The organism is Butyrivibrio sp. AE2032 (assembly GCF_000702965.1).
The window spans coordinates 1,009,770-1,035,000 of sequence record NZ_JNLF01000003.1; the positions used below are offsets into that span (position 1 = coordinate 1,009,770).

At 44.9% G+C, this 25,231-nt stretch carries 24 protein-coding genes, 3 tRNA genes and 1 rRNA gene (1 of these 28 running past the window's edge); 2 read left to right on the top strand and 26 right to left on the bottom strand.

Going from position 1 to position 25,231, the window contains the following annotated elements; all coding sequences use genetic code 11:
* Position 1: 1 nt before the first annotated feature.
* The 6 genes from BO18_RS06485 to BO18_RS06510 all read right to left on the bottom strand — a co-directional run bounded on the left by BO18_RS06485 (position 2) and on the right by BO18_RS06510 (position 5,789).
* Positions 2–1,189, bottom strand: coding sequence for a cell wall hydrolase (locus BO18_RS06485; protein WP_034447107.1), 1,188 nt, complete (start codon positions 1,187–1,189; stop codon positions 2–4).
* Positions 1,190–1,199: 10 nt separating this feature from the next.
* Positions 1,200–1,682, bottom strand: a complete 483-nt coding sequence (locus tag BO18_RS06490) for a deoxycytidylate deaminase (RefSeq protein WP_034444666.1) — start codon at positions 1,680–1,682, stop codon at positions 1,200–1,202.
* 49 nt (positions 1,683–1,731) lie between these two features.
* Entirely contained in the window at positions 1,732–2,361 is a 630-nt protein-coding gene (gene upp / locus BO18_RS06495) for a uracil phosphoribosyltransferase (RefSeq protein WP_034444668.1), read from the bottom strand.
* A gap of 20 nt (positions 2,362–2,381) precedes the next feature.
* Positions 2,382–2,819, bottom strand: a complete 438-nt coding sequence (gene rpiB, locus BO18_RS06500) for a ribose 5-phosphate isomerase B (protein WP_034444671.1) — start codon at positions 2,817–2,819, stop codon at positions 2,382–2,384.
* Positions 2,820–3,008: 189 nt separating this feature from the next.
* The gene (locus BO18_RS06505; protein WP_034444674.1) at positions 3,009–4,067 is read right to left on the bottom strand and encodes an L-threonylcarbamoyladenylate synthase; all 1,059 of its coding nucleotides are present in this window, start codon (positions 4,065–4,067) and stop codon (positions 3,009–3,011) included.
* Positions 4,068–4,085: 18 nt separating this feature from the next.
* Complete coding sequence (locus tag BO18_RS06510) at positions 4,086–5,789, bottom strand: glycosyl hydrolase family 18 protein (RefSeq protein ID WP_034444677.1); 1,704 nt, start codon at positions 5,787–5,789, stop codon at positions 4,086–4,088.
* A 721-nt stretch (positions 5,790–6,510) separates the two neighbouring features.
* Here BO18_RS06510 and BO18_RS06515 point away from each other — a divergent pair.
* A complete protein-coding gene (locus BO18_RS06515; protein ID WP_034444680.1) occupies positions 6,511–7,314 on the top strand; it encodes an adaptor protein MecA in 804 nt (267 codons plus the stop codon).
* A 100-nt stretch (positions 7,315–7,414) separates the two neighbouring features.
* Here the strand turns inward: BO18_RS06515 and nifJ are convergent, their stop codons facing one another.
* Positions 7,415–10,948 (bottom strand): pyruvate:ferredoxin (flavodoxin) oxidoreductase, encoded by a 3,534-nt coding sequence (nifJ, locus tag BO18_RS06520; RefSeq protein ID WP_034444682.1) that lies wholly within the window; start codon positions 10,946–10,948, stop codon positions 7,415–7,417.
* Between the two features lie 382 nt (positions 10,949–11,330).
* Here nifJ and BO18_RS34270 point away from each other — a divergent pair, with 382 nt between their 5' ends.
* Entirely contained in the window at positions 11,331–11,501 is a 171-nt protein-coding gene (locus BO18_RS34270) for a DUF362 domain-containing protein (RefSeq protein WP_081860938.1), read from the top strand.
* 125 nt (positions 11,502–11,626) lie between these two features.
* Here BO18_RS34270 and dnaB read toward each other — a convergent pair whose 3' ends face one another.
* The 19 genes from dnaB to BO18_RS06620 all read right to left on the bottom strand — a co-directional run.
* A complete protein-coding gene (gene dnaB / locus BO18_RS06530) occupies positions 11,627–12,970 on the bottom strand; it encodes a replicative DNA helicase (RefSeq protein ID WP_034444687.1) in 1,344 nt (447 codons plus the stop codon).
* A gap of 1 nt (position 12,971) precedes the next feature.
* The gene (gene rplI / locus BO18_RS06535) at positions 12,972–13,418 is read right to left on the bottom strand and encodes a 50S ribosomal protein L9 (protein WP_034444689.1); all 447 of its coding nucleotides are present in this window, start codon (positions 13,416–13,418) and stop codon (positions 12,972–12,974) included.
* 3 nt (positions 13,419–13,421) lie between these two features.
* On the bottom strand, positions 13,422–15,473 hold the full coding sequence (locus tag BO18_RS06540; RefSeq protein WP_034444692.1) for a DHH family phosphoesterase: 2,052 nt from the start codon (positions 15,471–15,473) through the stop codon (positions 13,422–13,424).
* A 154-nt stretch (positions 15,474–15,627) separates the two neighbouring features.
* A complete protein-coding gene (locus BO18_RS06545; RefSeq protein ID WP_034444694.1) occupies positions 15,628–15,999 on the bottom strand; it encodes a desulfoferrodoxin family protein in 372 nt (123 codons plus the stop codon).
* A gap of 73 nt (positions 16,000–16,072) precedes the next feature.
* Positions 16,073–16,321: a hypothetical protein gene (locus BO18_RS06550; RefSeq protein ID WP_034444696.1), complete on the bottom strand. Its 249-nt coding sequence runs from the start codon at positions 16,319–16,321 to the stop codon at positions 16,073–16,075.
* A 17-nt stretch (positions 16,322–16,338) separates the two neighbouring features.
* Positions 16,339–17,886, bottom strand: coding sequence for a M56 family metallopeptidase (locus BO18_RS32495; protein ID WP_051688544.1), 1,548 nt, complete (start codon positions 17,884–17,886; stop codon positions 16,339–16,341).
* A 27-nt stretch (positions 17,887–17,913) separates the two neighbouring features.
* Complete coding sequence (locus BO18_RS06560; RefSeq protein ID WP_034444698.1) at positions 17,914–18,270, bottom strand: BlaI/MecI/CopY family transcriptional regulator; 357 nt, start codon at positions 18,268–18,270, stop codon at positions 17,914–17,916.
* Between the two features lie 307 nt (positions 18,271–18,577).
* On the bottom strand, positions 18,578–18,751 hold the full coding sequence (locus BO18_RS06565; protein ID WP_034444700.1) for a hypothetical protein: 174 nt from the start codon (positions 18,749–18,751) through the stop codon (positions 18,578–18,580).
* Positions 18,752–18,829: 78 nt separating this feature from the next.
* Positions 18,830–19,618 (bottom strand): SDR family NAD(P)-dependent oxidoreductase, encoded by a 789-nt coding sequence (locus BO18_RS06570; RefSeq protein WP_034444702.1) that lies wholly within the window; start codon positions 19,616–19,618, stop codon positions 18,830–18,832.
* 100 nt (positions 19,619–19,718) lie between these two features.
* Complete coding sequence (locus BO18_RS06575; protein WP_051688545.1) at positions 19,719–20,693, bottom strand: glycosyltransferase family 32 protein; 975 nt, start codon at positions 20,691–20,693, stop codon at positions 19,719–19,721.
* A gap of 396 nt (positions 20,694–21,089) precedes the next feature.
* Positions 21,090–21,353 carry a 30S ribosomal protein S18 gene (gene rpsR / locus BO18_RS06580; RefSeq protein WP_024866345.1) on the bottom strand — a complete coding sequence of 88 codons (264 nt, stop codon included), beginning with the start codon at positions 21,351–21,353 and terminating at the stop codon, positions 21,090–21,092.
* A 15-nt stretch (positions 21,354–21,368) separates the two neighbouring features.
* Complete coding sequence (locus BO18_RS06585) at positions 21,369–21,839, bottom strand: single-stranded DNA-binding protein (protein ID WP_034444707.1); 471 nt, start codon at positions 21,837–21,839, stop codon at positions 21,369–21,371.
* A 17-nt stretch (positions 21,840–21,856) separates the two neighbouring features.
* Positions 21,857–22,144: a 30S ribosomal protein S6 gene (gene rpsF, locus BO18_RS06590; protein WP_022766231.1), complete on the bottom strand. Its 288-nt coding sequence runs from the start codon at positions 22,142–22,144 to the stop codon at positions 21,857–21,859.
* Between the two features lie 126 nt (positions 22,145–22,270).
* Positions 22,271–23,026: an NAD-dependent protein deacylase gene (locus BO18_RS06595; RefSeq protein WP_034444711.1), complete on the bottom strand. Its 756-nt coding sequence runs from the start codon at positions 23,024–23,026 to the stop codon at positions 22,271–22,273.
* A 33-nt stretch (positions 23,027–23,059) separates the two neighbouring features.
* Positions 23,060–23,752, bottom strand: coding sequence for a S1 RNA-binding domain-containing protein (locus BO18_RS06600; RefSeq protein WP_034444713.1), 693 nt, complete (start codon positions 23,750–23,752; stop codon positions 23,060–23,062).
* Between the two features lie 77 nt (positions 23,753–23,829).
* A tRNA-Cys gene (locus BO18_RS06605) sits at positions 23,830–23,900 on the bottom strand.
* Positions 23,901–23,906: 6 nt separating this feature from the next.
* Positions 23,907–23,978 (bottom strand) — tRNA-Glu (locus BO18_RS06610).
* 33 nt (positions 23,979–24,011) lie between these two features.
* Positions 24,012–24,084: transfer RNA gene (locus tag BO18_RS06615), tRNA-Asn, on the bottom strand.
* A 68-nt stretch (positions 24,085–24,152) separates the two neighbouring features.
* A 23S ribosomal RNA gene (locus tag BO18_RS06620) occupies positions 24,153–25,231 on the bottom strand (it continues 1,785 nt past the right edge of the window).

Sequence of the window (25,231 nt, forward strand, 5' to 3'; positions counted from 1 at the left end):
TTTAATAAAAGACATGTCCGCCGATGTTGATGCCTGAAAGGCCCGGCACCGGTGTTCTGAAATACACACAGTTTCCTACATTCGAATAGCCTTTCATAGCTTCGTCGGCAGCCTGGTAACAGGCTGCTGATGCTTTATCTTCAGCCAGTGCCAGTGCCAGCCTTCCGCTGGCTACAGGTGAGAACTGCTTATTCTGATAAATAACTCCCACCACTGTATCCGGATAAACAGAGCTAAGCACTCTGTTAATAACAACCGCGCCTACTGCCACCTTGCCCTCATAGGGCTCAGATCCTGCCTCGCAGTAAATAAGATTTGCCAAAAGAGCTCTGTCCCCCGGCGCAAATGTAACCTCAGAAATATTTCTCCAGGTCGAAGACTTGGCCAGCTTTGACAGTCTCATTTCCTCGGCAAGCTTAGCCTCCAGCTTCTTTATATCTGCCTCCTGAGACTTGATCTGATCCTCAAGAGCCTGAGCTTTGGCTTCAGCATCTGAAATATCATTGGCGTACTGCTTGATGGAGCCGGAGGTCTGACTGACAAGGCCGGAAACTCTGCTCTGTTCAGCCTGTTCTTTAACTTTGTATTCCTCCAGCTGATCCCTTTCCTGCTCGAGAGTTGCCTCTTTTGCCTCTATCAGCTGCCTTGTCTCTATGTATTCGTTGAACATCCTTCTGTCATAAGCAGAAAGCTGCTCGATGTAGTTGTTCTGATTCAGGAAATCCGCAAAGCTTCCAGCTCCAAAGAACATTCCCAGGATCATGTTGTCCTGCTTCTCATACATGAACTGGATCCTCTTCTTCATGGAGGCATACTGTTCTTCCTCCTGATTCCTGGCTGCTTCCAGCTCTGCCAGCGTGTTCTCTATCTCGGTTTCCTTGTCGTCGATCTGCTCCTCCAGCTCCTCCAGGTTGTTACTTACTTCTGTCAGCTGGCTGTTCAGATTATTCAGCTGTCCCTGAAGCGAGGATTTCTCCTCATTCATCTCAGCGATGTCGTCCTTGGTGTTGCTCAACTCGCTCTGGGACTGCTCCTTTGCCTTCTTGGCATTTTCAAGCTGCTGTTTGGTGGATTCTGTAGCCCCTGCCTGTATGGGCTCGGCCACAAACATCATGACAAGTATCAGCATAAGAGCTGTCAGTCTGTATATCTGCCTTACTATGAAGTTGTCTCCCCTGGCACCTCTCATATTCATACGGTCAAATAGTTATATGTATATTTCTTCCACTTCTCTGATATTGATAGTATCTCACTCCTGCTGCGTCGAACATCTTCTTGGATGCCCTGGTAGAAGGAGTCTGACTGTACTTGTCATCGTCGTAAACAACAGTCCTGATTCCGGCCTGGATTATGGCCTTTGCACATTCATTACAAGGGAAAAGAGATACATATATCTTTGCACCTACAAGATTACCGCCTCTGTAGTTGAGGATGGCATTGAGTTCGCTGTGGGTTACAAAAGGATACTTTGTGCCCAGCTCATCGTCGCCCTCTCTCTCCCAGGGAAATTCCTCGTCAGAACAGCCCTTGGGAAAACCGTTATATCCCATAGAAAGGATATTGTTGTCCTCGCTTACGATACAGCTTCCTACCTGAGTGTTGGGATCCTTGGAGCGCATTGCTGCAAGCTTGGCAACTCCCATGAAGTATTCATCCCAGGATATGTAGTCCTCTCTTTTCATCTTCCCCTCCTGTCTACGTGCTCCGCGATACCGGATTTCTCCGCCGCGCTCACTTGGTTCCGAAAATCCTGTCTCCTGCATCTCCCAGTCCGGGTACAATGTATTTGTGCTCGTTGAGCTTCTCATCAAGAGCGCCAACGTAAATATCAACGTCAGGATGTGCTTCCTGAAGAGCCTTAAGTCCCTCAGGTGCTGCAATGATGCACATGAAGTGGATCTTAATGCATCCTCTGTCCTTAAGCATCTGTATAGCTGCAATAGCTGATCCGCCTGTAGCAAGCATAGGATCAACAACAAAGATCTCTCTTTCTGATACGTCGGCAGGCATCTTGCAGAAATACTCAACCGGCTGAAGTGTCTCAGGATCTCTGTAAAGTCCGATATGTCCCACCCTTGCAGCAGGAATAAGTGTCAGCATTCCATCAACCATACCAAGACCTGCTCTGAGGATTGGTACTACGCAAAGCTTTCTACCACGAAGTTCCTTTACTGTTGTCTTGCAGATAGGAGTCTCGATCTCAACGTCTGCAAGTGGAAGGTCTCTTGTTGCCTCGTAGCAGATAAGAGTTGCTATCTCACTTATTGTCTCTCTGAAATCCTTTGTTCCTGTCTCGATTCTTCTGATAAGTCCGATCTTATGCTGGATCAGTGGGTGATCCATGATTACAACTTTTCCCATATATGCCTCCAAATAATCTATTATTCTTCTGCCTGAGCTATCTTCGCAATCCTGCGTGAGTGCTTCTCCAGGCCTGAAAATTCTGTATCAAGAAAAATATCTACCATCTCGTTTGCAAGGAGTTCCCCTGTGAATCCGCCTCCCAGTGCAAGCATGTTTGCGTCATTGTGCTCTCTTGTAAGTCTTACGGATGTAGTCTCTGAGCAAAGAGCGCATCTTATGCCCTTAACCTTATTGCAAACTATAGAGATACCGATTCCTGTAGTGCAAACTACGATACCCTTTTCGCACTCTCCGCTGGCAACTGCCTTTGCTGCCTGAAGTCCAAAATCAGGATAATCGCAGGAGTTCTTATCATAGGTACCGAAATCCTTGTACTCTATTCCCCTCTCCTCAAGGTGCTTCTTTACTGACTCCTTGAGATCGAATCCGCCGTGATCACTGGCTAATGCTATCATTTCCCCATACTCCTCTTCTTGATATATTATAGTATATTTTATACGGATTGCTCCACTTCGTTCTCACAATCCTTCATACATTCGGAAATCGATCCGCTCATTCTTCGCGTATCTTTTTCCTCATGTATGTTCGGTCTTCAAGGTTGAATAATTCATTGTGCAAGCACAGAATTATTCAACTTTGAATCCCTATAAAATTATCACATTGTGGCCTGCGGCCTTCAGCAATCTGTTCATTATTGCCTGGCCTATTCCGCTGTCATCAAAGGACTCCGAGAACATAACATCAATATTCTCATCATCGAACTCCCTTAACACCTTAAAGAGCTCATGGGCGATGGTCCTCTCATCCTGCCTGTTTCCCACGCTCTTTATGACATCTGCATCATAAAGAGCCTTTGTGGCATCAGTGCCGATTACTCCAACCTTCTTGCCTTCAGCAGCTGCTTCTTTTGCCTTGCGGTTGATGTACTCCACTACCTTACTCTGCTCACCCTGGATGATGGTAAGCTGGCCCTTTGGTGCGTAGTGTCTGTACTTCATTCCAGGAGCCTTAGGCTTTGCTCCGGAATTAGAGTCTATTATTGTTCTGTCAACTTCCACTTCTCCCAATATCTCTTTTAACATATCAAGAGTGATGTAGCCGGGACGAAGTATCATTGGTACATCAGAGGTAAGATCCACGATGGTGGACTCAAGGCCTATTCCAACCTGGCCACCGTCAAGTATCATCTCAATCTTCCCTGAGAGGTCCTCTATGCAATACCTTGCTACAGTTGGGCTTGGGCGCCCTGATGTGTTGGCGCTTGGTGCTGCTATAAATCCGCCGGACTGTCTGATGAGTTCTAATGCAATCTCGTTGTTAGGCATTCTGATGGCCACCGTATCAAGACCACCTGTGGTCTCATAGGGAACCCTGTCGTTCTTGTTCATTATCATGGTAAGTGGTCCTGGCCAGAAGGCCTTCGCCAGCTTCCTTGCGCTGTCCGGTACTTCTTTTACTATAGTCTCAAGGTCTTCAAAATCTGCAACGTGAACTATAAGCGGATTGTCTGAAGGTCTGCCCTTTGCTGCGTATATCTTCCTTGAAGAATCAGGATTCAGGGCATCTCCCCCAAGGCCATAGACAGTCTCTGTAGGGAAGGCCACAAGCCCTCCGTCCCTGATGATCTGTCCAGCACGCTGAAGGCTCTTTTTAGAAGCCTCGTCTATATTATGTTCGTCTATCTGTATTACTTCTGTTTCCATATTAATATGTTACCTGCATCAGCCATTTACATAGGCTGCAATTACGTCCCACACCTCGCTGCTTTCCATGCCAAGGCTCCACTCTGCGATTCCTGCAATGTTGTTGGCCTTCATGGAATCTATCTTCTGACCAAGGGAGGTCTCGTCCTCCATCCAGATCTGATTAAGGGTTCCGTCTGAAGCTGTGAATTCGCCGTAGTTCTGGCCTGCCTCAGCGTCCCAGGTAAGCTCGATGTTATGATTTGAAATATAACCCTTGGCGGTCTTTATTCCAACTGCTTCGCTGGAAACGGAGCCGTCCTTGGTGTGCCAGATCCTTGTGTAGAAAGGAACTGCGTTGATGACCTTGGAGGCATCAACCTCCTTAAGGGTGTTGATGATACCATTCTCAACATAGCCAAGAGAAGCTACTGAACCGGCCTCCTTGGAGCCTGCGTAGTGCTCGTCATAGCCCATGATGATCACGTAGTCAGCAAATACGCCCTGTTCTTCCAGGTCGTAGTAGTCGTTAAAGTTCATTGGAACATAGTTATCAACTGAGAAAACAAGTCCGTTTTTCCTGCAGGCGATGGACATCTCCCTCATGAACTGCACAAAGGCCTGTCCGTCCGCTGATGCCACCATCTCAAAGTCCAGATTGATTCCATCCACGCCAATAGATACACACTGCTCAACCACGTTATTTATGATGGCTGCCCTTGAAGTTGCGTGAGAAAGGAACTCTGAGGTTGATACCTCGCTTCCTCCTGTGAAGTTATCTAAAAGCGCCCACACCTCAAGGCCATTATTATGTGCTGTATTTACATAGGAGGAAGAAGCAAAACTTCTTACATCTCCGGCGCTGCTTGATACTGCAAACCATGTAGGCGAAACAACGTTAAGGCTCTTGGTGCCTGAGATCATCTCTGTGAGAGTGTCATTTCCGCCCACGCCTCCGATATTGTGGAAGCCAAGGTTGATCTTGTGATCTCTGTGGATGCCGGCAAACTCAGGCTCCTGATAGTCGGTCACAGGAATAGGGCTCTTTGTTGTCTGGTCCTTAAGCCTCTTGTTCTCTACATATCCGATATAGCCGTCCTGGCTCTGAACCTTGGTCCAGTTCTCCAGTTCCTCTAAAACGATAACAGTTTCGTCCTTCGATATCTCTTTTAACACCTCACTCTTAACGCCGCCACGGAGACGGATCTGGGTGTCCTTGGAGATCTTAGCCACCTGCTCATCCTCCCAGCTTGTGGCAAGAAGCATGTGGTTGGGATCAGTAAAGCCCTCATAGCTGAAATTTGTGTACTTCTTTACGTAGTCAAGAGCCACGAAAAGAGTCTCATCCTCAATCCTGGAAATTATGTAGGACTCCTGGGCTCCGCCTCCCTCTGAGTCTGTCCAGGAATCAGTTCCGATCACTGTGGTGATAACTGCTGTGGGAGTGGTGTACAAGAGTGTTCCATCCGCTTCCCCGTAAAAGAATCTGTCGTTAAGGTACTTCTGAACTGAATTGAAATCCATATAGTAAGTACCGTCTAAAAGTTTAGCATGTTCGTCTATGATCTCGTTCTTATAAACAATTGGCACATCGCTATCGGAAGTCACTCCAAAGTAGCTGTCCAGATCAGCCTTCTCAGTGCTGTAAGAATACTTCTTGGCAAACTGCTGTAAAACAAAAATACCTGCAAATACAAAAATAAGGACGATTATAATAATCGCCGGAATTACCTTTTTCTTCATGTCCTGCTCCTTTACAATCGCCCTAAATTATAACAGATTATTAAGTTTACGTCATTATGAAAGTCAATATCCTCAGAACCCTATAAACTAAGCGATGTATCATAAGGATGGGGTCCTCTTTATCATGGTTTAATATGGTTAACCAAAATTTTAGTTGATTGTTCTTACGGATATTTTCTTTCCTGGTTTGGCACCGAAAACCATAGAGGCAGATCGTGTGATAAATTCCTGCTCATGCCAGTGTCGGATGCCAATATTTCTTTTGACATATATTAATGTCTCGAGACGCCTCAGCACAAATCCTTCTGCACCATACTCTGCTGACTACAAAATATGGTATAATATAAGTAGAAAAAATGATTTTTATTTATACTCTAGTTTGTTTATGCTTGTAATGTAGGGAGTCGGTTCAGAATTATCTTGAACCTATAGTAAGACTTCCAGACGCCGGACTTACCCGGCGGAAGAATCTTTTAGAAGTTGTTTTATTTCCCTTTTATGCCTCCTTCCCGGATTAAATCTGGGTGCCAGGCATCTCACTAAAAACATCTTATCAGACAATTCTTAAGAAAAACCTTCGAAATTTCTTAAGATTAGCGTCGAAATTTCTTAAGATTTTATGAAGATAGGAAGGTTTTAAGTGAAAATGACGATATATCTATTGACATAGTATAGCGTTTCACTTAGTATCTATGTATTCCAAAGTCAGGAGGTATGCATCATGAAGATTGAAAAAGTCAATGATCACCAAATCAGATGTACACTTACCCGTGATGACCTTGCGAAGCGTGACCTCAAGATAACAGAGCTGGCATATGGAACTGATAAGGCAAAAGAGCTATTCCAGGACATGATGCAGCAGGCTAATATAGAATTTGGATTCGATGCAGAGGATACTCCACTGATGATCGAGGCCATCCCGATCAACTCCGAGTGTATTGTTCTTATCATTACTAAAGTAGAGGATCCGGATGAACTGGATACCAGATTTTCCAACTTCGCCCCTTCCGTTCACGAAGAAGACGATGAGGACGAGGAAGATTACGAAGACGACTACGATGAGGATGAATACAACGAGGACGAGGAAGAGGACGTGATGAGCCTCTTTAAGAGACTTCAGCACAGCAACATGAACGATTTCCTTGATTCTCCAATGGCAGGATCACAGTTCGATTCCAAGAAAGTCAAAGAGAAAACAGCAGGTCCTAAGAAAAAGGATATTCCAAGCAGAAAAGGCTCAAGGATCTTCTCCTTTGACTCATTACATGAGGTTACTAAATTCGCCGCTATTGTTAGCAGGAAATTCAACGGTGTAAACACACTTTACAAGAATGAAGCTAAGGGTAAGTATTACCTGATCATTCACCAGGGTGATCTGGACAACACAGTATTTGGCAACATCTGCTCTCTCCTTACCGAGTATGGTAAGACAGAGATCGGAAGCACAGCCGATGAACATTATCTGGCAGAGCACTACAGCATAGTTATTAAGGATAGCGCTGTACAGACACTGTCAAGAATCTAAGATTAAGAGCTGTCACTTTCACGTGGCAGCTTTTTTATTGCAATCAAAAACCCCGGTTCTTTCGAACCGGGGCTTTCTTATGCCATTATCTGGCTTTATATTACTCTGTCTTGCCGTAGAGGTTAACAAGCTTTTCAAGATAAGCTCTGTGCTCCTTAGCGTGCTCAGCAGCTGCTGCATTGAGCTTAGCTGCTCTCTCAGGATTCTTAAGCTTAAGTGAAAGGTATCTAACCTCACCATCAAGGAAGCTCTGGAAGTCTTCTGTAGCAGGCTTAGAATCAAGAGTGAACTTGTTCTCTGCCTGAGGATTGAATCTGAACATATCCCAGTATCCTGTAGCTACAGCCTTCTTCTCCTCATCCATAACCTTGTTCATGCCGGCCTTAAGACCCTGGTTGATACAAGGAGCATAAGCGATGATAAGTGAAGGTCCTGGATAAGCCTCAGCCTCTTTGATCGCATTGATTGTCTGCTGCATGTTAGCACCCATAGCGATCTGAGCAACGTATACATAACCATAGCTCATAGCGATGGAAGCAAGATCCTTCTGCTTGATCTCTTTTCCGCCTGCAGCGAACTGTGCAACAGCACCTGTAGGAGTAGCCTTAGATGACTGTCCACCTGTATTTGAGTAAACCTCAGTGTTTACAACGAGAACGTTAACATCCTTACCGGAAGCAAGTACGTGATCGAGACCACCGAATCCGATATCGAATGCCCATCCGTCACCACCGAAGATCCACTGTGACTTCTTAGCAGCGAAGTCTTTGTTCTTAATGATGTACTTAGCTGCATCTGAGCTGTCGCCCTGAAGAGCCTCGATAAGAGCATCTGTAGCAGCTGAGTTCTCAGCGCCATTTGAGAATGTGTCAAGCCACTTCTGAGCTGCATCCTTAGCAGCGCCGCCAGCAGCAACAACAGCCTCAACCTGCTCCTTAATAGCATCACGAAGAGCGTTCTGAGCAAGTACCATACCCATACCAAACTCTGCGTTATCCTCAAACAGTGAGTTATCCCATGCAGGACCCTGGCCCTTAGCATTTACTGTGTAAGGAGTTGAAGGTGAAGAGTTACCCCAGATTGATGTACATCCTGTAGCGTTTGCAACGTACATTCTGTCACCAAAGAGCTGAGTAACAAGCTTAACGTAAGGAGTCTCACCACAACCAGCACATGCGCCTGAGAACTCAAGGAGAGGCTGCTTGAACTGTGATCCCTTGATTGAGCCTTCACCGAACTTAGCAACAACGTCATCCTTAATAGGAAGAGTTACAGCATAGTCGAAGTACTTCTGCTCGTCCTTATTAGCTGCGATAGCACCCATCTTAAGGGTCTCACCCTTGTTGTTACCAGGACATACATTTGCGCAAGATCCGCAACCTGTACAGTCAAGAGCTGAAATAACAACTGTGTACTTATAACCTGGCATTCCAGCAAGGTCCTTAGTCTGAAGTCCCTCTGGAGCCTTAGCGATCTCATCATCTGTAAGAGCTACTGTACGAATTGCAGCGTGTGGACATACAAGTGAGCAGAATCCACATCCGATACATGTTGTAGCATCCCACTTAGGAACGTTAACTGCGATACCTCTCTTCTCGTATGCAGCTGATCCTGAAGGTGTAGCACCATCAACGTAAGGCAGGCAATCTGAAACCTTAAGTGTGTTACCTTCCTGAGCGTTAACCTTAGCCTGGATGTTGTTAACGAAATCGATAACATCCTTTCTTGATCCTTCTGCCTTCTTGAAGTCAAGTCCTTCATCCTGTGCGTTTGCCCATGACTCAGGGATCTCAACCTTGATGAGGTTCTTAGGATCTGCACCGGCATCGATAGCATCCCAGTTCTTCTTAACAACATCTTCACCCTTACGGCCGTATGTCTTCTGAGCAGCGTCCTTCATGAACTTGATAGCGTCTGCCTCAGGAATGATCTTTGTGATGTTGAAGAATGCTGACTGAAGAATTGTGTTAATTCTTGTAGGTCCCATTCCAACTTCAACACCGATCTTAGAACCGTTCATGATGTAGAAGTTGATCTTGTGATCGTACATGAACTTCTTAACCTGACCAGGGATCTCGTTCTCGAGCTCTTCTACTGACCAAGGGCAGTTAAGAAGGAATGATCCTCCATCAACAAGTTCCTGAACCATGTTGAACTTTCTCATGTATGAAGGATTGTGGCAAGCTACGAAGTCAGCCTTCTTGATAAGGTAAGTTGACTTGATAGGAGTCTTACCAAATCTAAGGTGAGACATTGTAACACCGCCTGACTTCTTTGAGTCATAGTCGAAGTATGCCTGAGCATACATGTCTGTGTTATCACCAATGATCTTGATAGAGTTCTTGTTAGCACCAACAGTACCGTCAGCACCAAGACCCCAGAACTTACAGTTTGTTGTTCCCTCTGGAGTTGTAACAAGAGGAGCACCAGCATCAAGTGAAAGATTTGTTACATCATCCTCGATACCGATTGTGAACTCTTCCTTAGTATCGTTGTTGAATACAGCAACGATCTGAGCAGGAGTTGTATCCTTTGATCCAAGACCATAACGTCCGCAGAATACAGGAACTGACTCGAACTTTGTTCCCTTAAGAGCTGCGATAACATCAAGAGCGAGAGGCTCACGATATGAACCAGGCTCCTTTGTTCTGTCGAGAACTTCGATTCTCTTAACTGATGCAGGGATAGCATCAACAAGTGCCTTAGCTGAGAATGGTCTGTAAAGACGAACCTTTACTACACCAACCTTCTTGCCCTGCTTCTCAAGGTAATCGATTGTCTCCTCGATTGTATCGTTTACAGAACCCATAGCTACGATAACTACTTCTGCATTAGGATCTCCATAGTAGTTGAAGAGCTTGTAATCTGTACCAATCTTAGCATTAACCTTGTCCATGTACTTCTGAACAATCTCAGGAAGCTCGTTGTAACCTGTGTTGCAAGCTTCTCTTGTCTGGAAGAAGATGTCAGGGTTCTGAGCTGAACCCATCTGGCATGGGTGATTAGGATTAAGAGCGCCTGCCTTGAATGCATCGATTGCATCATGGTTAACCATCTCATCGAGATCCTTGTAGTCCCAAACCTCGATCTTCTGGATCTCGTGTGATGTACGGAATCCATCGAAGAAGTTAATAAAAGGAATTCTGCCTTCGATTGCTGCACAGTATGCAACAGGTGTTAAGTCCATAACCTCCTGTACACTAGAATCGCAAAGCATAGCAGCACCAGTCTGGCGGCAAGCATATACGTCAGAGTGATCACCGAAGATGTTAAGTGCGTGAGAAGCTACGCAACGAGCTGATACGTTGAATACGCCTGGAAGTCTCTCACCAGCTACCTTGTAGATATCAGGGATCATAAGAAGAAGTCCCTGTGAAGCTGTGTATGTAGATGTAAGAGCACCTACTACCAATGATCCGTGTACAGCACCTGCTGCACCAGCCTCAGACTGCATCTCAGTAATCTGAACTGTACGACCGAAAATGTTCTTCTTTCCGGCTGTTGCCCACTCATCTACATGCTCAGGCATAACAGATGATGGAGTGATTGGGTACATAGCGGCAACTTCAGTAAATGCATATGAAGCATATGCAGCAGCTTCGTTACCGTCCATGGTTTTCATGTTTCTTGCCATTTTAATTCCTCCTACCTTTTTTATAATGAAGTTTTTTGGCTTTTTACACACAATTATCAGTATAAGACAATTAGTGAGTGAAAAATTTGATTAATATCAAAAAACGCGCAAAAAGTCCCGTTCACACCTCTTCCTCCCATGAAATCAGTTGTGTACGGAATGTTCCACTCGTATTCTGCCGCTTTCAATAGTAACATTTTTGCAGGTGATTGTCAGCCAATTTATACAATTTTTATCTTTTATTCTGATAAAACTTTTCATTATTGGTATTGATAAATCACTTTTCTTATATTATGATAAATAAGTAACAAAGACGGGCGCGGCAAAGCCCTTTGTTATGCCACTTGTGGCAGATTTTGAACATACGGAAGGAGATATTATTATGGCATACGTTATTAGTGATGGTTGCATCAGCTGCGGATCTTGCGCTGCTCAGTGTCCTGTATCTGCAATTTCTCAGGGAGACACACAGTACACTATCGACGCTGGAACATGCATCGACTGCGGTTCTTGCGCTGCTCAGTGCCCTGTATCAGCTATTTCCCAGGGTTGAGTCCAAGCAAACAAATAACAAAGAGCAGTTCGTTAGTTTACTCAAACGACTGCTCTTTTTTATTTGTTTATTTGGCGAAGCCGAATGAACGAGGAAATGCTCTGCATTTCCGAGTGCACAGGGACTCAATGCCCCTTCTCAAGGTTTGCGAACTTCGTGAACTGCGGCAGCCACAACAGCTCTACAGTTCCGATCGGGCCATGTCTTTGCTTGGCAATTATTATCTCTGCCACGCCCTTCTTCTCTGTATCCTTATTATAATAATCATCTCTGTAGATGAACATTACAACGTCCGCATCCTGCTCGATGGCTCCTGACTCACGAAGGTCTGAAAGCATCGGTCTGTGGTCAGGTCTCTGCTCAACTGCACGGGACAGCTGGGAAAGAGCTATTACCGGAACGTTAAGCTCTCTGGCAAGAGCCTTTAAGGATCTGGAAATCTCAGAAATCTCCTGCTGTCTTGACTCTGAGCTTCTTCCTGTTCCTCCACTCATCAGCTGAAGGTAGTCGATGATGATAACCTGAAGGTCATACTCAAGCTTATACTTACGGCACTTTGACCTGAGCTCCTGAATGGAAATACTTGGTGTGTCATCGATTATCAGCTTTGAAGCACCAACAACTCCGGCACTTTCAATAAGGTTCTCCCACTCCATGTCGGAGAGGTTACCTGTTCTTATATGCTGTGAATCCACATGGGATTCCATGGAAAGGAGACGGTTAACAAACTGCTCCTTGGACATTTCCAGTGAGAACATGGCAACACATTTGTTGTCATGAAAAGCCATATGCTCTGCTATGTTAAGGACAAAGGCTGTCTTACCCATGGCAGGTCTTGCTGCGATAAGGATAAGGTCTGAAGGCTGGAAACCGGCAGTGTTATAGTCAAGGTCCACGAAGCCTGTGGCATTACCTGTAACATTGCCCTTCATCTTGCTGGCCTTCTCGATCCTGTCCAGAGCATTCATTACGACCTGGTCGATGGATACAAAGTCGCCGGTATTTCTTTTCTGTGTTATCTGGAAAACATTCTTCTCAACGTCGTTGAGGATTCCCTCCATGTCCTCTGCATTGGAATAGCAGGTATTGATGGTTTCCTCGCTGACGTGGATCAGCTTCCTTAATGTGGACTTGTCTGCCACGATCTGTGCGTAGTATTTTACGTTGGCAGAAGTTGGAACCATGGAAACAAGGTCGCTAAGGTATTCAACACTGCTGACATTTGGCGGAACATTCTTTTCCTTCAGTCTGTTCTGAAGAGTTACCACGTCAACAGCACTGCCTTCTCTGTCCAGCTCAACCATGGTCTCAAACAAGGTCCCCAGCTGCCTGTTATAGAAATCATCGGGATTAACTATCTCGGCAGCGATCTGGATCGCATCTTTATCTAAAAGCATGGCGCCAACTACGGACTGCTCAGCCTCCGGGGAGTTGGGCGCAACTCGCTTAAGTAACGTCTCTTCTGGCATATTACTGTTCCTTTACACTTACCTTTAATGTAGCTGTAACCTGAGGGTGAAGCTTTACAGGGATCTCGTAGGTTCCGAATGCCTTGATAGGCTCAGGCATCTGAAGCTTCTTTTTATCAATATCAAATCCAAACTGTTGCTTGGCAGCTGTCACTATCTCTTTTGAAGAAACAGAACCGAATACTCTTCCGCCTTCTCCAGCCTTCATTGTAAGCTGTACTGTCTCCTTGCTGATCTTCTCACCGTAAGCCTTTGCCTCATCCAGCTGCTGCTGAGCAACAATGGAATCTCTTTTCTGCTGGTTCTTAAGTTCATTGAGGTTCTTCTGTGTAGCCTCTACACCAAGCTTTTTAGGAAGCAGCATGTTCTTAGCATATCCGTCGCTTACCTTTACTACCTCGCCCTTTTTACCAAGGCTCTTTACATCTTCTAATAAAATAACCTGCATGAGTTATAACTCTCCTCCTTCAATCATATTATCAAGGGTCTTCTTGAGGGTATCGATGGCTTCTGCCACTGACACGCCCTCCATCTGGCAGCCAGCGCTGCTCATATGTCCGCCGCCGCCCAGCTTCTCCATGATGACCTGAACGTTAACTTCATCAATGGATCTGGCACTAACATAAATCTGGTTCTGATACTCCGTGCAAACAAAACTTGCCCTGACTCCCTTGATATTCAAAAGCTCATTTGCCGCCTGAGCGCCTACAATGGTAGGGCTCTGGATCTCATCATTTGAAAGAACCGAAATTGCAAATCTGCTGCGGTAGATCTCTGCCTGGCTGACGGTATCCGCCTTGGCCTTGTACTCGCCCGCTTCTTCTCTGAACAGCTTCCTTACTCTGGTGACATCCGCACCGTTTCTTCTAAGGAAAGCTGCTGCCTCGAAGGTTCTTACACCGGTTTTATTCATAAAGTTGTTGGTATCAACCATGATTCCGGAATAAAGACTGTCCGCCTCTTCGTTGTGGATCTTCACATTGTCGCCAATGTACTGAAGGATCTCGGAAACCATTTCACAGGCTGATGAAGCGTAAGGCTCAACATAAGAAAGTGTGGCATTCTCAATAACCTCAGCACCCTGTCTGTGGTGATCCAGCACCACGATGGTCTTACAGAATCTAAGGAGTTCCGGACACTCTGTGATACTAGGCTTATTAACATCAACAACTACAAGCACAGTGTTATTTCCAGCAACATCAATAGCCTGCTGATTGGTTATGATCATGTCATCCTCGTAGTCCGGATTAGCCTTAAACAGATCAACCAGTGGCTGCATGGAAGTGGTCACATCGTTCAGTACGATATGGCACTTTCTGTCCAGTGTCTTTGCTATCCTGTAGATACCTACCGATGAACCAAAGCTGTCTACGTCTCCGATCCTGTGTCCCATTACGATGACATTGTCCTTACCGGAGATGATCTCTCGAAGGGCGTGGGCCTTAACCCTTGCCTTAACCCTTGTACTCTTTTCAACCTGCTGACTCTTTCCACCATAATAGAAGATGCTGTCTGCAGTCTTAACCACCGCCTGATCACCGCCTCGTCCAAGAGCAACGTCGATGGCATTCCTTGCAAACTCGTAGTTCTGGGCATAGGAAAGACCGTTGATACCAATACCAATACTCAGGGTGACTGCCATCTCATTACCGATATTAACAGTCTTAACATCCTCTAAGATATCAAACCTCTGCTCTCTTAGCATCTCACAGGACTTCTTAGGCATTACAACGAAGTACTTATCTTTCTCCAGCTTCTTAGCAATACCGTTACAGGAGGCAATGTACTTGTTGACCTTTCTGTCTATGAGAGCGATCAAAAGAGATCTACGAACTTCCTCAACGCTGTCCAGAGCCTCTTCATAGTTATCCAGATAAATAAGACCTGCTGCCAGTGACTGATTATCTACTTCCTGGATGGCCAGCTTAAGTGCTGTCTCATCAAAAAGATAAACTGCAATAAGACTTCCCTGATATCCCTCCGCATCAATGATGTCGCTGTTAAGGGCCATCTCCTTTAGGGAGATACGCTTCATCTTGATGGTGTAATTGCTGTTCTCATGCTCCAGCTCATAGGACACTTCCTCATAGCCTTCAGGGAACTTGTCCATAGTGATACTTGGGAAAAGAGAAAATATCGTCTTTCTAAAGCCCCGCTCCTGATGAACAACCTTCTCAAATGCACTGTTTGACCAGACCACCTTTCCTGTGTCATCAAGAACTGCATGGGGAAGGTCCAGCTCTCTAAGGAGCTTCTTCTGGATCTGTCCATACTCCGTAGCAAAGCTTATAAGCTCATTCATAATGATGGGCTTACTATAGAAATTCATGTACAAAACTGCAATGAAATACAATCCGGTGAAAGCCAGAAGGATAAGTCCTGCTGTAAAGTTCACTGTAAAAACAGCAGCGTTAACAAACGCCAACAGGATTCCCAGATATGTAAAGACGCGAAGATAGGTCTTTAGCCTACCCTTTAACTTGACTCTATATTTGCCAGCCATAACCCTTTGTCCTCTTCCCCAACATTTGGACATAATATGCAAAATTTTTCCTTAATATAGTATAGCACAAAAAATAAAAAGCATAACCAGACCACACTATTTTTATGGTCCGGTTATGCCTCAATTCATAAGTATAATTATTCGGTTGCTCTTTTTACTCAGCCTTCCATAATCCGTGGAGGTTGCAGTATGCATAAACAGCAACTACTGAATCGTCGTCAGTAAGCATGAATTCTGCACAAGGCTTATCTTCAGGCTTAAGCACCTTTCTCTGGGCACCCTTTGCTGTCTCAAGAGCAATCCACTCAATGTAATGCTCAGGGATCATAGGATGATCAACAGATCCAACATTAACAGTGACCTTGTTTCCCTCTACCTTGAAAACAGGCACGTGCTTCTCAACTGCTCCATCGGATGTTCCGGGAACAAGCTCTGTCATATTCTGTCCACAGCAGGACATAGGAGCGCCGGATTCCTTTACCATTCCTACTAAATTGCCACATTTCTCACAAACATAAAATTTCATAGAGCACCTCCTACTTGGTATGTGATTTTATGTTTTAATTATACACAAATCGACAATATTTAGTAAATGTTTTTTAGGACGCGCTACGGGCCGACTCCGGAATATAGGTAAGCTGCAAGTCAGGCGGAAGTGGTCTGTAATCAAAACCCAAAACTTCAAATGTATCCTGCTCAATGTAGCAATCGTAGATCATCCATTCTGTAATAAAGCGTACCTCAATGAGTCCGTCCTTTTGTAACACCTTTGTATCTCTCATATCTGTTACTGCAACACCTGCTTCTCTTGCTGCAGCGTTAATAGCTGTGTTTCTCTTACCAGTCATTTCTTTCCTCCTTTTCATCAGTGAAGGATGCCGAAAAGACCTCCTAATCCTTCGTCAATGATCTCGTCAAACACCTCGTCTACTACCTCGTCGCAGACATCATTCACAACCTCTTCATATACCTCATCCACGACTTCGTTTACTGTTTCGTTAACAACCTGATCCAAAACCGGATCCGCTGAAATCATCTGATCGACACCACCAAGAACCTCCCCCACAAGGCCTACTGTGCTTTGCACCGTCTGGCTGTCGGTCTTAACATCTACATTTTCATTTCCGTCTGAAACGGATACTGCCACAGTCTCTTTGCTGGCTTCTACCTGCACGTTCTCATTGGCCACGACCTCAACATTTGCGCTATCACTAACAGTCACGGATTTGGTCTCTGACTTGGTTTCAGTTTTAGCTTCAGATTTTGTTTCAGGCTGTGTCTCAGTTTTAACTGCAGGCTGTGCTGTTGTCGCATTTTCTGTCTGCACAGTTGCGCCCTGCTCTGTGATTTTTGTACTATACTCATTCTCGGAGTTCTGAAAAATTATCCCTGCATTTACTTTGCGAGATCTCTCAGGAACATAGACCTCCAGCTCGATCTTATCCTGCGCTTCATCAGCCTCAACTGTTACCTCTGCTTCCTTAACCTCCGCTACAGGAATCCGCGCTATCTCCGGCTTGTCTGCCGCCTTGGTAAAAGAGCTTGTGGAGAGAATTCCAGTTATTACCACCAGCCCTGCTACCAGCCAGGCTGTGGGCTTTTTATAATTAAAGATCTGTTTTACTCTGGTTCCTACACCGACCTCCCCGAAAGCCAGCGGATAAGCCAGAACCATTCTTCCCTGAGTGCTGCAGGAAAGCAGTGACTCCGCATAGGATTTCTTTTCCGAAAGAGTCATCCGGCTGACTACACGCTCATCACAGGCCAACTCTATATCCTTGCAAAAGAGTATATATGATACCCATACAAGGGGATTGAACCAGTGAATTGCCAGGATCAAAAATCCAAACTGTTTTCTGATATGATCATATCTCTCTATGTGAGCCATCTCATGAGCCAGGACATTTTTAATTGTCTTATCATCAAGCCCTGAAGGCATATAAATTGAAGGTTTTAACAAACCGAAGATGAAGGGCATGTCTATATCGTCGCATACATAGACACGATCCCCGGATATATACCGTATGGACGCAGCAGTTTTTCTTTTGACCATAATAAAGCTGACCACTGCATATCCAAGAACTGCCATCATTCCTACGATCCAGATAACCTGGACATACATCGGAACAACATTTGAAGCCTCATGAACACTGCTGGTTACAACTGTCGGAACAGTCTGCACCTCTTTTCCCTTATTGAAGCAGGCTTTTACAATGCGGCCAAAGTCAGGCATAAAGCCCACATGAGCCGTAACCTGAACAGGAATGATCAGCCTTAAGGCGACGATAGCCCACAGGATTCCCATGAACCACTTAGGCGCCTTTTTAAGCGGTAATCTGAGAATCACAACTGCCACCATCAGTAAAAGAGCTGCTATACTCATTTCCATTACTTTAAAGAAAATTGTCCCCATACACATACCCTTTATAGTAAAAAGACCTTACTCTTTTGCTTCGTCTATTATCTTACGGATCTCAGCTATCTCTTTTTCGGAAAGCTTCTGACGCGATGTAAAAGCCGCCAGAAAAGCCGGAAGTGATCCTCCAAAAGCTTCGTCCACAAACTCTTCACTCTTCCTTGTATAAAAATCATCCTTAGAGATCAGTGACGTAACCACCCCATCATTATTCTGGAACAGCCCCTTGTCGCAGAGCTTTTTTAACACCGTATAAGTTGTGGATTTCTTCCAGCCAAACATCTCTGCGCACAACCTGACCAGTTCTCCTGACCCCACAGGCTCTTTTCCCCATATCAGTTCAGCAAACTTCATCTGAACTTCACCAAATTCTACAGCCATAAAATGTACCTCTTCTTTTGGTCTATTACATATAGACTATGTATTATGAGTTTATACCCTATAGACCAACCTGTCAAGTATTAGTTTGTTGGCGAACGTATTAACGCACAAAGCAAGGGAATCGAGGCTGACTCCTACTCGATTTCGCACACGAACATTCCGCATTTCATGCTCCATGTTCTTACGACCGGCAAATGAATTTGTATGCAAGCATCCATTCGCTTGCCGGTCTTGTGCAACAAAAAATGCCGGAATCCACCGCGGAATTCCGGCATTTCACTATAATTCAATTTAGCCAAGCTTCGCCTTAATCTACAATTGAATACTGCATGAGCTCGTACTTTAGCTTTGTTCCTTCGGCGATTCCATCGGGTAAAAGAGCTCTCGCAACCAGTTTCAGATCATCTGAAGCGATATCTGTTCTGCGAAGATTGGCGTAGTCGCCGTCGATGCTTTCCACAATATAAAACCATGTTTCCATATCTTATCTCCTTGATTCTTTAGAAAAAAAGAGATCCCTGTGCGAGATCTCTTTTCCTATAGTTACAAAAATAGCCTCTTATCTACCAAGAGCTGACTGGCCTCCATCCATGGTCACGAGTGAACCTGTGATGTGGCTGCTCTTATCGGAAGCAAGGAAAAGTGCAAGGTCAGCAACCTCTTCAGGTCTGCAGTAACGCTTGTTGGGATATGAAGCTGCAAATATCTTCATAGCCTCTTCCTTGGATACGTTCTCGCCAAGAGCCTGTTTCTCAAGCTTTGTCATCATAGGAGTATCAATAGGGCCAGGGCCGATACAGTTAATGTGAATGCCCATCTCCGCAACTTCAAGGGCAGCACACTTTGAAATGCCGAATACAGCATGCTTTGATGAAACGTAGGCTGACATAGTTGCAGCACCTGTTACTGATCCCTGTGATGAAATGTTTACGATTGCTCCGCTGCCCTGCTTCTTCATGTGCTGAAGAGCATACTTCATTCCGAACAGTGGACCAAATACGTTAACATTATAAACATTCATCATGTTCTCAACAGTCTGAGCGTCTACAGGAATGCTCTTTCCTTCGTAACCCGCATTGTTAACCTGAACGTCGATCCTGCCAAACTTAGCAACAGTCTCTTCGATCATGTTCTTGATCTCTTCTTCTTTGGTTACATCAACTACAAAAGTAAGCAGATTCTCTGGTGCAATGTCCAGAGTAGGAAGGAGCTTATCAAGCTTTTCCTGCTTAGTTGATGAAATAGCCAGTTTACAGCCTTCAGCTGCAAAAGCCTTTACTACAGCTTCACCTACCCCACCGGTGGAGCCAGTTACCATGACTACTTTGTCTTTCAGATTAAGATCCATTACATTACTCCTTTCAAAACTTTTTACTATACCCAATACTCTTTTATTATACGGAAAAACGTAATGGATTGCCATATAAAAACTTTCGTCCATCAGGCTTTCATGTGTTGATGCCTCTGGACTTCAGAAATCTTTTTATACTATCATATCTCTCGTTGACAGCACGATGGGCAGGATCCGGAATCCAGCTGCCGTTGTGATGGTGTAATGTGTAGCTTAACTCAGTGTTGTAGACTATACCGGTATCGAAGCTCTTTCCTGTCAGCACTTCAAAGGGATAAACGGTAATGTCCTCCACAAACTGAAAGCCCCCATTCTTTTTAAGGCCATGCTTTTCAATGACCTGGGTGTAGCGCACCGGACAGGTGGAATTGTCCCAGGTTCCATCCTCTTTTAAGTAAGGTCTTTTCTCGTAGCTCTCACAGATCTCCTGTATGATCGGATGTCCCGGTTTCGCTCCCATTCCGGAGCCGCACTCAATTCGGTCTAGAGACTCAAAACTCATATAAGCATCGTTATGCAGCAGGTCATCAATGGGACGAAGCATCTCCACATCAAGGTCCATATATATGCCGCCATATCTTCTAAGCAGATCTGCCCTTGCATAATCCGATGCAAAAGACCAGTTTCTGTACTCGATAGCCTGGTCAAAAAACAGGCAATTATCCGCCTTGTAGGTCTCCATATTCCAAATCTTAATTTCATAATCCGGTGCATACTTTTTCCAGGATTCAAGGCACTTTTGGTAAAGCTCAGGCATTGGATCACCGGAAAACCATATTCCATGAATGATCTTGGGAATAACCGGCTTATCATGCTTTCGATAATTCACCGGAGGTTTATCGGCAGATAAAAGAAGCATATCCTCATAAAGAGATTCCAGATAAATTGAGGGGGTTGCATCGAATGAGGCCAATCCGGCATCTGACTGAAGCTGTGTCAGGATCTCCTCATAACCGGTGGCAGAAATAAGAATGACTGTGGTGTCAACGTTCATCTGCGCCAATTTGTCTTTTCCCATCCTGCCATAAACACGGCCCTCAATCGTAACATCTGCCGATCCGGGAACATCCACAAATCCCCTTAAGTTTTCAATTATTCCACTGGCGCACAAAAAAGGGCAGGTAGTATTGCGAAAATGCTTGCCACTGCCCCAGCAGATGATATCTTTCGTTTTTAATTCGTTAAAATAATCAGTTATCGTCATAGTTTCAAGAAGTCAAAGGTCAATTGCCCGTCTATCCAACTCTTTTGCTCGATATCATGGATTTCAACCTCGGGTCTTACATAACCACCTAAAAGAGGTGACGCATCATGCAAAGCTCAACAATTACGAATCTGATGTTAATTAATATATCATATGGCGATAATCACTTTATTAAGCTCCCATAAACTATGTATAAAAACGGGTATAAAAAAGACACTTCTTAGAATCTCTTCTAAAAAGTGTCTTCATAGTTTGTTATTAAAATTACTCAGCTACGTAAGGCATAAGTGCAAGGTGACGAGCACGCTTGATTGCTGATGTAAGCTCTCTCTGGTGCTTAGCGCAGTTGCCTGTGATTCTTCTAGGAAGAATCTTGCCGCTCTCAGAAACGAACTTCTTAAGCTTAGCTGTATCCTTGTAATCAATTACATTATCCTTGCCACAGAAAACGCAAACTTTCTTTCTTCTGTGCATTCCGCCTTTTCTCCTTACAGGAGCATCGGATCTATCAGACTTAGTAAAAGCCATTTTTATTCCTCCTTATTAGTTAAAGGGCAGCTCCTCTTCAATTCCGTCTGGAATATTCATGAAGCCATCGCCTGCTGCAGTGGGTGCAGGCTCATTGCCGGCAGGAGCACTAGGTGCATTATCATAATTGCTGTAGTTTCCGCCATTTGAAGCAGAATTCTTAGACTCAGCAAATTCCTGCTCTTCTACAACCACTTCTGTTGTGTAGACTTTAACGCCTTCCTTATTAGTGTAGCTACCAGTCTGAATCCTTCCGGTAATCAGCATCTTGGTGCCCTTCTTAAGGTACTTCTCAGCAAACTCTCCGTTTCTTCCGAAAGCAACGATGCTGATGAAATCAGCTGTCTGCTCATTCTGGTCATTGTTTCTTGATCTTCTGCGATCAACCGCCAGTGTATAACGAGCAATAGCCATAGGCTCTGCTCCCTGTGAATATCTTACTTCAGGGTCTCTTGTTAAACGTCCACATAAAATTACTTTGTTCATTTTTCGTCCTCTTCTATTTAGGCCTCGTTCTTAACGCATAAATATCTGATGACGCCGTCCATGATTCTCATGCGAGCTTCGATCTCAGCTGGAGAAGTAGGCTCACCATCGAACTGGATGAAATAGTAGAAGCCTTCTGTCATCTTCTCGATCTCGTAAGCAAGCTTCTTCTTTCCCCACTCATCGATGTTGGTAATCTGACCACCATGCTTCTCGATAGTTCTCTTAACCTTCTCGATGACTGCAGTTCTTGCGTCGTCTTCGATCTTTGCACTAACAACAACGGCTAATTCGTATTTGTTCATGCTATTCTTACCTCCTTTTGGTCTCTGGCTACTCGTATCAGTCAAGTAGCAAGGAATTTATCACAGAATGGTATATTACCACATCACAAGACCAAAAGCAAGTGTTTTTAATAATTTTGTAATAATTTATAATTCGATATTTTGTAACTTTGCAAGCTCAGTAAACAGCTCGCCAATCTTCCTGTTTATAACCAGAGTGTTCTCAGCCTTTCTGACATCAATGGCATCCCTATTGATGATCACAAGCTTACTTCCTCTGAAATAGTTAACAAAAGAAGCTGCAGGATAAACCGTAAGTGATGTTCCTCCGATGATAAGCATATCTGCTCTGGCAATTGAGTCGATTGCTCCCGAAACCTGATCCTCAGGAAGTCCTTCCTCATAAAGCGTAATATCTGGTCTTACAACGCCTCCACAACTGCATCTGGGAATAGGCTCTTCAGATTCAAAAATATAATCAAAAGGAAACTCTCTTCCACAGCTCATGCAATAGTTTCTCAAGGCACTACCATGGATCTCATAAACCACCTTACTTCCGGCCTTTTGATGAAGTCCATCAATATTCTGAGTTACTACAGCCTTAAGCTTTCCTTCCTTTTCAAGGGCAGCCAGATACTTGTGAGCATTGTTAGGCTCGATATTTCTAGTATCCATTTTCTGCCTGTGAAATTCGTAGTAAACCTTTGGCTCATAAACAAGACAGCTATGGCTCAAAAGATATTCCGGCTGATACTTATCAAATCTGACATCGTGTTGATTGTACAAGCCGTCCTTACTTCTGAAATCAGGGATACCACTCTCTGTAGAAACTCCAGCACCGCCAAAGAAAACAATGTTATCTGAACTATCTATAAGTTCCTTAAGCTTTAAAATGTCTTCCATGCAAAGTCTCCTTCCCAGGCAAACAATATGTTATTAGAAACCAGCCTTCTTTAAAAGATCTGCAAGAGATGTTGTAGCTTCTCCCTCGCTCTCAAATTCTATCTTCTCTTCAGTTACTTCTGTTGCTCCAACATCATCAAGGGCCTTTATACTAAGGCTAAGCTTGCCATCCTTTATGGCGATAACCTTTACCTTAACAGTCTGTCCTACTTTAAGTACAGATGACGGATGCGCAATTCTCTGATTGCTGATCTGAGAAATGTGAACAAGTCCTGAGGTTCCATTCTCAAGCTTTACAAATGCACCATAATTCTGAAGGCTCTCAACTGTACCCTCTGTTACAAGTCCTACCTGAACCTTTGAAACTGCCTCAGCCTTCTTAGCTTCAGCTTCTTCCTTCAGGTATTCCTTAGCTGATAAAACAAGCTTTTCATCTTCGGGTTCAACGGTTATAACCTTAACCTTCAAAGTCTTTCCTACAAATTCAGGAAGCTTAGACTCATCAACATAAGAAAGAGAAAGCTTTGAAGCGGGAATAAAACCTCTCTTCTCCTCAAGGAAAGCAACTACTCCCCCTTTGACAGCCTCTGTAACCTCTACATCCACATACTCCCCTGATTCAAGAAGTGAATTGAGCTTGTCCCAGATGAATCCGTCTCCATCCTTCCCCTTTAAGAGAGACTTGTCAATTTCGTCCATAAAATCATTCATTGTTTCTTCTGCCATACCTTACCTCCAATAAAAATAACTGAATAAATTATAGCACAAAAAAACCTGTGAATAATGAATATTCACAGGTTTAGAGGTGACAGGCGGATTTGAACCGCCGCTCAAGGTGTTGCAGACCTATGCCTTACCGCTTGGCTATGTCACCATATAATGACTCCGACGAGAATCGAACTCGTGTTACCGCCGTGAAAGGGCGATGTCTTGACCGCTTGACCACGGAGCCTGATGCTTAGCGACCGTGCTTCGGTGCTTGTAGCTCCCCCTGTCGGACTCGAACCAACGACACTTCGGTTAACAGCCGAATGCTCTACCGACTGAGCTAAGGAGGATTATAAAAAAATCTTTGTACCTTCAAAACCGAACACTGAAATCTCTTGATCCTTACCTATCTTGCTTTTTGGATAAGCCCTCGACCTATTAGTACACATCAGCTGAACACGTTACCGTGCTTACACCTTGTGCCTATCTAACCTCGTACTCTCCAAGGGGTCTTACTGCCGAAGCAGGGATATCTCATCTTGAGGGGGGCTTCACGCTTAGATGCCTTCAGCGTTTATCCCTTCCGGACGTGGCTACCCAGCCTTATGCATCTGGCGATGCAGCTGATACACCAGCGGTCCGTCCATCCCGGTCCTCTCGTACTAAGGACAGCTCCTCTCAGATATCCTACGCCCGCGCCGGATAGGGACCGAACTGTCTCACGACGTTCTGAACCCAGCTCGCGTACCGCTTTAATGGGCGAACAGCCCAACCCTTGGGACCTGCTACAGCCCCAGGATGCGATGAGCCGACATCGAGGTGCCAAACCACTCCGTCGATGTGAACTCTTGGGAGTGATAAGCCTGTTATCCCCAGGGTAGCTTTTATCCGTTGAGCGATGGCAATCCCACTTTCATACCACCGGATCACTAAGTCCTACTTTCGTATCTGTTCCACCCGTCGGTGTCACAGTCAGGCTCCCTTATGCCTTTGCACTCTACGAATGGTTTCCGTCCATTCTGAAGGAACCTTTGAGCGCCTCCGATACCCTTTCGGAGGCGACCGCCCCAGTCAAACTCCCCGGCAGACATTGTCCCCGGACCCGATTCAGGATCCTTGGTTAGAAAACCAGCATCATAAGGGTGGTATCCCAACAGCGACTCCATTGCAACTGACGTCACAACTTCTTAGTCTCCCACCTATCCTGTACATATAATACCGGCTCCCAGTATCAACCTGGAGTAAAGCTCCATGGGGTCTTTCCGTCCTGGCGCGGGTAACCAGCATCTTCACTGGTACTTCAATTTCACCGGGTGCATTGCCGAGACAGTGCTCAAATCATTACGCCTTTCGTGCGGGTCGGAACTTACCCGACAAGGAATTTCGCTACCTTAGGACCGTTATAGTTACGGCCGCCGTTTACTGGGGCTTAAATTCAAAGCTTCGCTTGCGCTAACCTCTCCTCTTAACCTTCCAGCACCGGGCAGGCGTCAGCCC